We start from the raw sequence: 12,854 nt of genomic DNA on the forward strand, positions 1-12,854 counted from the left end.
GTGGGGGAGTGGGGGAGTGGGGGAGTGGAGGAGTGGGAGACTCCTTGAACATAAGGAGAATAATTCTTCTTTCCCCCCCATCCCCCCCTCTCCCCCTCCCCCACTCTCCCCCTCCCCCCCTCTTTCCTATGTACCTCAAAACCATTCACCTCCGACAATTTCGCAACTATAAAGAGCAGCAGGTTGATTTTACTGCTGCGAAAACTATTTTGGTGGGCAATAATGCTCAGGGAAAGTCGAATTTGTTGGAAGCGGTGGAGTTGTTAGCGACATTGCGATCGCATAGAATGGCACGCGATCGCGATTTAATTCAAGATGGGGAAGTTGCATCTCAAATTAATGCCACTTTACAGCGACAAACTGGTGTAAGCGATCTAACTTTAACTTTACGTCGCAATGGTCGCCGCACAGTTGCTCTGAATAGCGAGAATCTGCGACGCCAGATGGATTTTCTCGGTGTGTTGAATGCGGTACAATTTTCTAGCTTGGATTTGGAACTGGTGCGGGGTGGTCCGGAAAATCGGCGAAACTGGTTAGATACGCTTTTAATTCAACTTGAACCGATTTACGCTCACATTTTGCAGCAATATAATCAGGTGTTGCGACAGCGTAATGCTTTTTTGAAACAACATCAAGACTCAGCAAACATTCAAGACTCAGAACTTGCCTTGTGGGATGCACAATTAGCTACCACAGGGACACGAGTAATTAGAAGACGCGATCGCGCTTTACAACGATTAGCACCAATTGCTCAAGCTTGGCACGCTAGCATTAGCGGTAGTACAGAAATTTTACAAATTAATTACGTTCCTAGTGTTGCTTTAGACCAAAATCATCCCGAACAAATACAGCAAGCTTTTTTAGAAAAAATTCAACTTCGATCTGTTGCTGAACTTCGTCAAGGCACAACCCTTGTCGGTCCCCACCGTGACGAAGTAGAATTAACCATCAATCAAACACCCGCTCGTCAATACGGTTCTCAAGGTCAACAAAGGACGTTGGTACTAGCTTTAAAACTAGCAGAATTACAATTAATTGAAGAAGTTGTTGGAGAACCACCACTGCTATTACTTGATGATGTTCTTGCTGAGTTAGATCCATCCCGGCAAAATCAATTACTTGATGCGATTCAAGACCGTTTTCAAACTTTAATTACTACAACTCACCTCGGTTCTTTTGATTCTCAATGGTTAAATTCTTCGCAAATTCTTTTCGTTAAGGCAGGAGAAATATCATCTACATCCGCTTTTTAGCTTTTTCGTTCCCGTACCATAGCTGTACTCAGCTTGGTGTCGGGATATAAAAAAGGCTTTTATTACGTATTCAAGCTTTTTATTGCTTTTACAGCAATTTTCATCTTAAATGAACCACATTATTTTTATCTCACGCAAAGGCGCAAAGCCGCAAAGGAAGAAATACAGAAAACATGAGTGTGGTCTAAATACATGAAAACTGCTGTAATTAAAATTTATATCGTAATCAATCAATTCACGCAGTAAATCAAACGGTAGTCGCTCAGAGTAGTATAGAAGCAAGGTTATCTATTTAATTCAGATTTAAAAAAATTGGGTGATTTATATAATGTCTGTTTAATTAACAGTAATAAAAACGTCGCAACCGTCGTAGAGACGTTCCACTGGAACGTCTTTACATTGGAAGTAATAAGCCTGACATGATATTACTTATCCAACAACATTACGAAAACAATTCCTTTCTCAGAAAAATTGGCAATCCAGTTCTATTAATCGCGATGAATCTATCAGTAGCAGACATAAGTGAGTTGAATCTATGCCTCAAGTTCTCCCCTCATTTTGGAACCTGCCTGCCGAACAGGTGTTACATCAGCTCAAGAGTAACCTCTTAGGCTTGAGTCGTCAGGAAGCGCAGCAACGCTTGAGGGAGTACGGTGCAAACAGCCTGAAGCAAAAACAAAAGTCAAATGCACTAACACTGTTGCTGAACCAGTTCAAGAGTCCGATTATTTTGATTTTAATGGCAGCGGCTATTCTCTCTAGTTTCCTTGGAGATGTCGTTGATGCCATTTTTATTCTAGCGATCGTACTAATTAGCGGACTGTTAGGATTTTGGCAAGAGCGGGGAGCCACAAATGCTGTCGCAAAGCTACTGGCTTTGGTGCAAGTGAAAGCTACAGTTTTGAGAGACGGTCAATCTCAAGAGATTCCCAATGAGGACGTGGTTCCGGGTGACATTGTGTTGCTTGCTGCTGGTGATAGTATCCCCGGTGATTGCCTGATTTTAGAGTCAAAGGATCTGTCGGTGAATCAAGCAGCACTGACGGGAGAAACCTATCCCGCTGACAAACTGAGTGGTGTATTACCTGCGGAAATCGGACTGAGCGATCGCACCAACACCCTTTATATGGGCACCAATGTCATCAGTGGTACTGGGAAAGCGGTTGTGGTACAAACCGGAAAGCAGACTGAATTTGGTAAGGTATCAGAACGGCTGAAACTCAGACCACCCGAAACCGAATTTGAAACGGGACTCAGCAAGTTTGGCTACTTTCTGATGGAAGTGACGTTGATTCTGGTGGTGATAATTTTTGTTGCCAACGTCTACTTGAAACGTCCCGTTCTGGAATCCTTTTTATTCTCCCTAGCGCTCGCAGTTGGTTTGACTCCCCAACTGCTGCCTGCGATCGTCAGTGTTAATTTGGCTCGCGGTGCCAAACAAATGGCGAAAAAGCAGGTGATTGTTAAACGACTGTCTGCGATTGAAAACTTTGGCAGCATGAACGTGTTTTGTACAGATAAGACGGGCACCCTGACGGAGGGGGAAGTAAAAATTCACGCTGCGGTTGATGTGGAGGGGAAGGAGAGCGATCGCGTTCTGCTTCACGCGTATTTGAATGCTGTGTCTGAATCAGGCTATGTTAATCCCATCGATGCCGCAATTCGTCAGCACAAACAATTTGACATCTCTGACTATACTAAGCTGGATGAAGTGCCCTACGATTTCAACCGCAAACGCCTAAGCATTCTGTTGAAGAAAGCGGAAAATGCGGTCTTGGGGTCTCCCCAAGTAGAGCAATTTTCCAAGACAGAAAATACCCATCTGATTGTCACCAAAGGTGCGCTTAAAACGATTCTCGATGTTTGCTCAACGGTGGAAACTGGTGAGGGAAAGACAATTGACATTGCTCCCCAGCGGAACAAGATTCAGCAACAGGCAGAGAAACTCGGCAGTGAAGGGTTTCGGGTTTTGGGGGTGGCTTACCGCAACTTCGAGGGTGATTTATGCAGCAAAGACGATGAAACGAACATGACGTTTTTGGGCTATCTTGCCCTTTTCGACCCACCCAAAGCAGGCATTGCTGATACGCTGAAGGATTTGGGGCTGCTAGGCGTTACCGCAAAAATGATCACGGGGGATAGTCGAGCGGTTGCCATCAGCATCATTCAACAAGTGGGACTACCGAAACCCAAGGTTTTGACTGGTGCCGAACTGCTTCTTCTCAGTGATGAAGCCCTAATGCATCGTGTTGGGGAAACAAATGTCTTTGCTGAAGTTGAGCCAAATCAAAAGGAGCGGATCATCATCGCACTTAAAAAAGCGGGGAATGTGGTTGGCTATCTCGGTGATGGCATTAACGATGCCTCAGCGCTCCATGCTGCCGATGTGGGTATTTCTGTTGAGAGCGCGGTTGACGTAGCCAAGGAAGCTGCCGACATTGTTTTGATGCAAAAAGACCTAAATGTCTTGATTGAAGGCGTGAAGGAAGGACGGGTCACGTTTGGCAATACACTCAAATACGTGTTTATGGCAACGAGCGCTAATTTCGGCAACATGTTTAGCATGGCAGGTATTTCTCTGGTTTTACCCTTCTTGCCCCTGTTGCCCAGTCAAATTTTGCTGACGAATCTACTGACCGATTTCCCCGAAATGACGATCGCTACCGATCGCGTTGATCGAGAACTAATCAACAAACCCCGTCGCATGAACATCACGTTTATCCGCAACTTTATGTTGGTGTTTGGGTTACTCAGTTCTGTCTTTGATTATCTCACCTTTGGTGCCTTGCTGTTGGTGCTGCACGCTAACCCAGCGCAGTTTAGAACTGGTTGGTTTATGGAATCGGTGATTTCTGCATCCATGATTGTGCTGGTAATTCGGACGCGGCAATCCATTTTCAAAAGCAAGCCAGGAAAGTATTTACTGATGGCAACTTTAGCGATCGTCGTTGTTACGCTCGTCCTTCCCTATACCCAGCTTGCAGGTTTACTGGGGTTCCAACCCTTGCCGATTGAATTCCTTTTGGTGCTAGCAGCAATTGTCGGACTCTACATTCTGTGTGCAGAAACCGTTAAAGGAGTTTTCTATCAACATGTACGGTCTTGACAATGCCTGACTCTCACAACCAAAAGTATGGATAAGATATGCGATCGCATATCAACTCAAAGATGACTTTTTGAGTAAAGTGTCCCATGAGTTGCGATCGCCTATGACGAATATCAAAAGGACTTCGCGCGTGTTCCTGTTGCTCATGAAAGGAACTAGGAAGGTATATTTTCCAGCTTCACTTAGAAAATTATGTATTAATATATATATAATATGTCAAAAATAGTACTGACTTTTTCCTGAGACTAAATTTACTGACGGTTCCAAACATGCCTCAAAGCAATTATTTTATCGAAACAAATGAAATTGCATCCTTAGGTGCATCATTGCGAAGAATTGAGCAAAACATACTTAAACACAGTAAAAAAGGAGATATTAGCAGAGTTTGGTTCCAAGGAGAAGAACCCTATTTTGATATTTTTTTTGAATTAAAAAGCGACGAAATAACCTGGTTTCAATTTACTTTACGCGGTAAATCGCTTTCTTGGGATAGCGAAACACCAGGCTGGCAAACAGGCATTACCAATGAATTAAAAATAGATGATGTGAGTTTTTATGCAGCTAGTAAAACAATTGAGAATAATACTGAACTCGACAGTGAGTTGATAAATTTAGTACAGTTAATTCTGGAAACTAGAGCAGAAGAAACTCTTTTTGCTCAAGCACTTGCTTTGTTTAATTAAGACTTAGTACAGCTTTGCGTAAAAACGAGCGCGTTTTTTTAACGCAGAGGGACGCACCAGGTAGCGCAGAGGTGAATCAGTCGGCTCTTTCTTCGGTTTCCGTCTATTCGTACTGATTCTCCCGTTGGGTACGCAGAGTTTTTTAAGAGGATTCGCTACGAACTTGTGCAATGTTGTATTTAGGTGGGATAAAGTTATTTATTATCTTGATTTGTGTCTGAACGCTCATTTTGCTCAATTGGGGGAATTCGCAGCCGAGAAATATCTTCCTGTTGATGGTTGACTTTGAAGTAATAACGTTTTTCTAATCTTTTAAAAAGGTTGAGAACCAAAAAAGTCAGTACAACCGCAATTAATCCTAACTGCCATAAACCACAACCAGCGGCAATTCCCAAAGCAGCCGAAACCCAAATAGCTGCTGCCGATGTCAATCCGTGAACTTCAATCCGCTGTGATTTTTGGGAAGATTCACGTAAAATTTCCCCTCCACCGAGAAATCCGACACCAGCTGTAATTCCTTGAATGATCCGACTAAGAGAATTAGCATCTGGTTGAGTGGCATTTGTGAGCAGAGGTATGAGAGTAAACACCGCTGAACCAAAAGATACCAACATATGAGTTCTTAAACCAGCGGGTTTGCGCTTGAGTTGTCGTTCTAAGCCGATAATTGCCCCAAAAAGCAAAGCGAGGCATAGCCGAAAAGTGATATTTAGCCAATCATTGGGCGAAAGGTAGTAAGTGCTTAACAATGCTTATATTTTTATAATTAAAAAATAATCTTATATCTTACTTTAATTATTAATATACTCCCATGTGCAACTATATAAATTAACTAAACCCCCTTTTGTCGGGATACAGGAGGAACCATAGAGACGTATCGTAGGGAACCTCTCTGCGATATGTTAAATCATCCCGCTTTCTCTGCAACGTTCAGGAGGAAGAGCCAAGCTAATAAGTAGATCGGATCTGACAAACTACCAACAGATGACACCCGTAGTTACATGACAACTGACTTTTAACAACTGACAATTAACAATTTGAGTGGATAAACTCTATTGGCTTGACCAAATTAAACTACAAGACCGTGCCAAAGTTGGTGACAAAGCGTTTCACTTGGGCAGAATTATGCAGCGTGGCTACCCGGTGAAGCCTGGTTTTATAGTGGGTGCGTCAGTTTTACGACAATTTCTGGAAACTCTCAATAGTTCAGAGGCATTAGTCGCTGATTTGCCTTATTCTTCGTTACACCTAGATGTCGATAATTGGCGTCAATTGCAACAGGTGGCTGGTCACTTACATCAGGAAATTATCGCTGGGACTGTACCATCTAAGTGGGTGAATAAAATTCTGGAAGCAGCTAGAGAGTGGAAAACTGCTTGTTTAATTTTTCGACCTACTTTAGCGATACCGACTGCAACGCATGGAGTAGGGAATATATCTGGGTTGCTGGAGTCGCAAATTTGCCATTGTGACTATGAAGCGATCGCTTTGGCATTAAAACACACTTGGAGTCAATTATTTCGTGGCAAAAGTTTACTATATTGGCAACGTCTAGGAATTGACCTGCGACAAATTAATTTAGCAATTTTGGTGCAACCAATTGAAAATGCAATCGCTAGCGGTTTACTCAATTCTAACTCAAGAGGATGGGATATTGAAGCAACCTGGGGATTGGGAATATCACTGCAATACGGCGAAGTACAGCCGGATGTATACTACATTCAACGAGAAAACGGCGTACTCATTGAACGACAACTGGGCAATAAAATGCTTGCTTATCGTCTTGATGATACACCACCCGATTCATTGGCGCTAGATAATACTTGTTTGGTGGCACATTTGCTTGAGTCTTCTCAACAACAACAGTACGCTTTACAAGAAGAATATTTGCAACAATTAATTGAACTAGCGAATCTACTTGAAAATGACCTCGGTACAAATTATACCGTTGAATGGACTATCTCTGAGGAATTTCCGGCTCCAAAGCTTTATCTAATAAAAGTTAGCCCCCCACAATTTGCCGTTCACAACACACACTTTCTCAAGGGAATAGGAGCCGGGACGGGTCGTGTGACAGGGACAGCTTATGTTGTAAATTCGCTTTCGTCATCAGAACAACTACCTAAAGGAGTGATTTTGGTTGCACAAGCGATCGCCCCTGATTGGCTACCGTTGTTGCAACGAGTTACAGGTATTATCACTGATAGAGGAGGATTGACTAGCCATGCGGCAATTCTTGCCAGAGAGTTGGGCATCCCAGCTGTCGTGAGCGCAAAAGATGCTACCGCTTTAATTAAAACAGGCGATCGCCTACTTTTGGATGGTGACAAAGGAGAAGTTTATCGTGTCAGAAAACAAGAAAATGAAAGTCAGGAAATTCCCCTTATTACCCAAGCGACACCAAAGCACAAAGCGCAACACCCTGAACTAGGTAACTTCATAGTCTCTCATTCTCCCATCCTTTTGTCAGCGCACCTACCCATGATTGCTACACAGTTGCTGGTTAATTTAAGTCAGCCCAGCCTGATCAAGCAGGTGCAAAGTTTGCCTCTAGATGGGGTAGGATTATTACGCTCAGAATTGATGGTGTTAACAATACTCGAAGGGCAACATCCGTCGAGTTGGCTGTCTAGCGGACGTAAGGCACAATTGTTAGAGCTATGGTCTGAGCAAATGATGCAGTTTGTTCGTGCATTTGCACCACGACCAGTTTTTTATCGCTCTTTAGATTGGCGATCGCACGAATTGACATCATTTAGTCATAATCTACCATCTTCGCAACAGTCGATGTTAGGTGAGCGTGGCACTTTTGCTTATTTGCAAAATTCCGCAGTTTTTGAGTTGGAACTTGAAGCAATAGCAGCAATACAGCAATCAGACTATCACAATATCCATTTAATATTGCCTTTTGTTCGCACTGTGGAAGAGTTTTCTTTTTGTCGTCAAAAAGTTGAATCAGCAGGGTTAACTCAAAAGCCACAATTTCAACTTTGGATTATGGCAGAAGTACCAAGCGTGCTATTTTTATTGCCAGAATATGTGAAAGCAGGTGTACAAGGAATTTCCATTGGTACAAATGACCTAACTCAACTATTGTTAGGAGTAGATCGAGAACAAGGACAGTTAGCATCTTCATTTGATGAACGACATCCAGCGGTGATGAGTGCTGTAGCTCAACTAATTAGGATGGCAAAATCTGCTCTTATTCCTTGCTCAATCTGCGGACAAGCACCAGCGCTGTATCCAGAAATTATTGATAAGTTGGTAGAATGGGGGATTACGTCTATATCTGTGGAACCAGAAGCGGTAGAACGAACATATAAAGCGATCGCTCGTGCCGAACAAAGAATAATTTTAGAAGCAGCACGGCAAAAACTTCATTAATGAATGATGATTTTCAACCGAACATTTTTATTTATTAATATACTGTTATTGCTTACTGCCGATATTTAAGCATTGCGATCGCAGATTTTTATCAAATAACGGCGATTCAAATAAAACCAAATCAAATAGTTTTATTGAATATTTTTATATTCAGATAATATTCAAGATAATTGGGTATTAGTAATTGGTGAGCAATCCGTTAATCCGGCAGTGCGTTGCCGAGGTCACGAGCACTATCGGCACCTGCCGTCGGCTAGAAGCGACTTGTTAAAAGCAACGTCTGACAGGAGAAGGAACTACGAACCCAAAGGGCAATTAGTAATCTAAAATTAGAAATTGGGAATTTATCTGTTTCTCTACATTCAATCTAAAAATCTCAAATCACCAAAATTATCCAACGTTGTGGGTGTTAGGATTAGATGATTTTGACTTAATACCTACCTCATTCTGCGGTTGCCTAAGAAAACTCAAAATCACTTTTTTCATCAGCCAGTGCAAAGCTGTTAATACAACAAAAGTGATGGCAATAATCACCAAAGGCTCTTTTCCCAGAATTTCTTCTATACCTTTGGTGATTACTGCATCAGGTTGCGTAATAAAATCCCAGCTATTGAAACGCAAAAACCGTCCCCAATAAATACCAACGGCATTGAAAGCATGGGTAATTAACTCAACTCCCAAAATCCACTGGCTTTTGCCAACGCGGTGTAAATAGTAACCCCAATTAATTAAAGATATTACATAAGCTCCAAATCCAGCCGAAATCACCAGCAAATATACCGGAATTATCACTAGAGTAATCATCCATATCGATGGAACTGAGCGGATATCATATACAAGGTGAATCACATCAGTTAATAAATAAGGTGCATTCGGTAAAAAAGCGAAGAATACCAAAAATCCGAACCACCAAACCCAAGAGCGTCCACGACGACTGCGAAACAACCAAACACTCAAAACCAAAGGTATAAAAGCCAGAAATAAGTTCCAAGTCATCCAACCCACATTTCTTTGCAAGACTTGCATGACTGTGTGTATTAATTCAAAAAGTTGTCCTTTCATATGCATTTCCAAAAAAAAAGGTGTGATTGACACTATTTTAATGGGTGCAATTAGCTGGTGTGTTATTTTTCTTGACAAATTGGGGGAAGGGGCTTTTTTAAGAGCGGAAAGGGGGGAAAGGGGAATAAAAACAAGTTTTAGAATTTCACTTGGACAATGCCTAATAAACATTAGACATCTCCAGAAATTAATTATGCATTAACCAAAACCCTTGTAGAGACGCGAAATTTCGCGTCTCTACATTCTTTTTCGGAGATGTCTATTTGGTAAAAATTAAATATGCGTTATCCAGAACCCCTGTAGAGACGTAGCACTGCTACGTCTCTACATTTTCTAATGCCCAATTCCCCTAACGCAGCAGCACTCGACTACGGGGACCAATAGTTTGCTTGGATGCAGATGGTTTTGTCGTGCAATTTACATCTTTGCGCGAACAAATATTTGAGGCAAGACTTAAAGGATTAAGTGCGGAAGAATTACCGTTACTGAATTCTACATTGGGTTCAGCAGAGGGCTTGGTTGAATTTGACGAAGTTGCGATCGCGCTTTGTATAGGCGATATAATCTCACCAGCAGCAATTGGTATACCACCACCAGCATCAATCGGTATACCACCACCAGCATCAATTGGTGTACCACCACCAGCAGCAATTGGTATACCACCAGCAGCAATCGGTGTACCACCACCAGCAGCAATCGGTATACCACCACCAGTCACAATTGGTGTACCACCAGCATCAATTGGTGTACCACCACCAGCAGCAATCGGTGTACCACCACCAGCAGTCATAATTGGTGTACCAGCAGTCATAATTGGTATACCACCACCAGCAGTAATAATTGGTGTACCAGCAGTCATAATTGGTGTACCACCACCAGCAGCAGCAATCGGTGTACCAGCACCAGCATCACTACGGGGAGTGATGGGAGTTGCACCTGCGGGAATAGTGATGAACAATTTTATCAGAGGTGCATTAGTCACTTTCAACGAGTTGACGGTTGGTTTACCTGGTATATCCGACTTGAAATCAAAGACTGTAGGGGTAGCACTACCATTGCTCTGGCTATATCGCGGTCCTTGTCCAGTTACTCTAAAAGTACCTTGATACTTCTGTCCCGTTTTTGGATCGGTGACAATGCCAGTGTAAAGCGCTTTTTTTAACCCAAACTCATCTTGAACTACAGCTTCAAATTTGGTTCCGGGCAATTTTCCTTGGTAATTATAGGATGTCAAGCTACCGTTTGAAAGTGCTGGTGAAGTCAGTAAGCCATCAAATGAGACAACCGGAATGCCTTTAAAGTCAACGAAGTAATGCAGACTGCCATCAGCACGAGTTTGTACCTTCACATAATTAGAGGTATACAAAGGTACTCCTTGGCGGGAATAAGTACCCTTGGAATTTGTATCTACACGAGTAACCACCCGGTTGAAGTTGGGATTAAATTTGGGAAGTTGGATAGTACCTGATAAAGTGCCAGTGCTTTGAATTGTGATTTGGGCTTCCGCACATTCTGCCCCGAAACCGATAATGGCTGCGGCTATACTGCTAGTAATAACTAGTAGTCTATTAAAAGAATTTTGATGCTTGAATAATGTAGTCAGGACTTTAGTCCTTGATTTGAGAGCTGAAGCGCTCACTACGAAACTTTTAACTTGGGAGTTGGATTTGGTTTTAATTGCTGACGATTTTAATTGCATTGAAAACTTCCTTGATTAATGTGTAAAAAAAAATCACGCATGTTTTTATAGCAGGGGAATCTCTGCTGGAATTACGCGCATGAAAATGAAAATGAACTAACTACATCCGTATGAAATTAGTGCATTTATTTACATTTACATCCGTAGAGATTTAAAACCGGAATGTTGCTCTTAATGCCCCAATAAACAAAAGATCGTTAGCAGCGTTGTGATCTGGATTGAAAATCACAAAGACACCCGGAGTGAGAGAGAGGTTGTCATTGAGTTGGGTGCGATAAAAGAGTTCTACGTGCAGTGATGTGTCGTCGCGTCCACCGGCTGTACCTCCTTCAGAAAAGTTGGGAAAATTGAATCCTTCAGGTAAAGAACTAGAAGTAATTTTCGGGGGTTGTCCGACGAGAATGCCGCCCAAATTGCCGGAACGCAGTAAATTGGGAAAAGCAGCGAATACCATCCAGTTTGTAGTTTCCACACTTCCAGAGAGATTGACTGGATTTGAGTGAGTCCAACCTCCCCAACCCCCTAAGTGAAAATTAGGATTAATGCGCCATGCGACGGTAGCGCCGACAGCATGGGTATCAAAAGCTGTCGCAGGTGCAAAAGGGGAAATTAACTGAGCATCGCCGATACCGGTTCCCAGTAAGCCATCGGGAGAGTGGGAGAAAAGATAATGCAGCCCGACATCGATGTTATTGGTGGGTGCGACAGTTAGTTGAGCGCCGGCGGTATATCTGCCGCCAAAAAGTCCGCCAGCTTGGATATCATCGGGAAAGCTGGGAATTTCAGCACTATAAACGCCTTGTAAACTCAGGCGATCGCTTATTTGCCAGTCAAAGCCGACACCACCAGTACCATTACCAATTGCCAAAATTGGGTTACGCTGACCTAATAAAGAAATTGCTCCCTCTCCAGTACCTTCTAAAGGATTAATACCGCGAAAGGTGTTCGTAGGATTAACACCCACCGTACCGATAATAATTCCTAAGTTGTTTGAAACCGGAAATCGATAAGATAAATCACTGATATATAAATCGTTATTTGTATTTGACTCAAAACCCAACCGCCCCATATTGTTAAATACTGAAGACGCAGAAGAATTTAAATTTCCCGAACTCAGCCCAGTTATCAGTAAATCTTGCCCTGTAAAGGAAGTTGCGAGGGTTAGTTGCACGCTATTGGCAAAAGTCAGATTCGTTTCTGCCTTGCGTTCTGGCACTTTATCTCTAGGAAACAAATCGACATTAGCGCTATTCGTTCCCTGGAGGCTAAAAATAGCTTGCCCAAATAGTCGCGTTGTGGTGGAAAACTGATTTGCTTGTATTTCGCTTGTGTGGCTTTCTAAATTGTCTACCCGCTGCTCAACTTGTTTTAACTCTGCTTGAAACTCAGTTTGCAAGCGTTGCAACGCGATTAAATCCTCATCTTTAACAGTATTAGCCGTATTGTTAGTTATTAATTTATTAATCTGCTCCAGACAATGCTGTAAACCAGCTGCAAATTCATAACGATTGATCGCGGTGTTGCCTAGATAAGTTCTATTTGGATATCCAGCAATGCAGCCATAACGTTCTACCAGAGATTGCAAAGCTCCAATTGCCCAGTCTGAAGGTTGCACATCGTCCAGTTGTGACACCGATGTGACTTGAGACATTTGGGGGGAGGGAGGG

The 12,854-nt window shown here is 42.5% G+C and carries 8 protein-coding genes; 4 read left to right on the forward strand and 4 right to left on the reverse strand.

What is annotated here, in order from left to right; translation table 11 throughout:
- Positions 1 to 128 precede the first annotated feature (128 nt).
- The 3 genes from recF (at position 129) to OGM63_RS07915 (ending at position 5,042) form a co-directional block, all read left to right on the forward strand.
- The gene (gene recF, locus OGM63_RS07905; protein ID WP_263744974.1) at positions 129 to 1,253 is read left to right on the forward strand and encodes a DNA replication/repair protein RecF; all 1,125 of its coding nucleotides are present in this window, start codon (positions 129 to 131) and stop codon (positions 1,251 to 1,253) included.
- A 535-nt stretch (positions 1,254 to 1,788) separates the two neighbouring features.
- The gene (gene mgtA, locus OGM63_RS07910; RefSeq protein ID WP_263744967.1) at positions 1,789 to 4,359 is read left to right on the forward strand and encodes a magnesium-translocating P-type ATPase; all 2,571 of its coding nucleotides are present in this window, start codon (positions 1,789 to 1,791) and stop codon (positions 4,357 to 4,359) included.
- Positions 4,360 to 4,628: 269 nt separating this feature from the next.
- On the forward strand, positions 4,629 to 5,042 hold the full coding sequence (locus tag OGM63_RS07915; protein ID WP_263744968.1) for a hypothetical protein: 414 nt from the start codon (positions 4,629 to 4,631) through the stop codon (positions 5,040 to 5,042).
- A gap of 194 nt (positions 5,043 to 5,236) precedes the next feature.
- Here OGM63_RS07915 and OGM63_RS07920 read toward each other — a convergent pair whose 3' ends face one another.
- Complete coding sequence (locus OGM63_RS07920) at positions 5,237 to 5,791, reverse strand: MgtC/SapB family protein (protein WP_263744969.1); 555 nt, start codon at positions 5,789 to 5,791, stop codon at positions 5,237 to 5,239.
- A 292-nt stretch (positions 5,792 to 6,083) separates the two neighbouring features.
- Between OGM63_RS07920 and OGM63_RS07925 the strand changes: the two genes are divergently transcribed.
- Positions 6,084 to 8,426: a putative PEP-binding protein gene (locus tag OGM63_RS07925; protein WP_263744970.1), complete on the forward strand. Its 2,343-nt coding sequence runs from the start codon at positions 6,084 to 6,086 to the stop codon at positions 8,424 to 8,426.
- A 390-nt stretch (positions 8,427 to 8,816) separates the two neighbouring features.
- Here OGM63_RS07925 and OGM63_RS07930 read toward each other — a convergent pair whose 3' ends face one another.
- The 3 genes from OGM63_RS07930 to OGM63_RS07940 form a co-directional block, all read right to left on the reverse strand.
- The gene (locus OGM63_RS07930; protein WP_263744971.1) at positions 8,817 to 9,488 is read right to left on the reverse strand and encodes a DUF1361 domain-containing protein; all 672 of its coding nucleotides are present in this window, start codon (positions 9,486 to 9,488) and stop codon (positions 8,817 to 8,819) included.
- A gap of 349 nt (positions 9,489 to 9,837) precedes the next feature.
- Positions 9,838 to 11,187 (reverse strand): hypothetical protein, encoded by a 1,350-nt coding sequence (locus OGM63_RS07935; RefSeq protein ID WP_263744972.1) that lies wholly within the window; start codon positions 11,185 to 11,187, stop codon positions 9,838 to 9,840.
- Between the two features lie 151 nt (positions 11,188 to 11,338).
- Positions 11,339 to 12,854 (reverse strand): iron uptake porin (locus OGM63_RS07940; RefSeq protein WP_263744973.1); only part of this gene is annotated, 1,516 nt, incomplete at its 5' end.

The organism is Plectonema radiosum NIES-515 (assembly GCF_025753815.1).
GTDB lineage: Bacteria > Cyanobacteriota > Cyanobacteriia > Cyanobacteriales > Nostocaceae > Hassallia > Hassallia radiosum_A.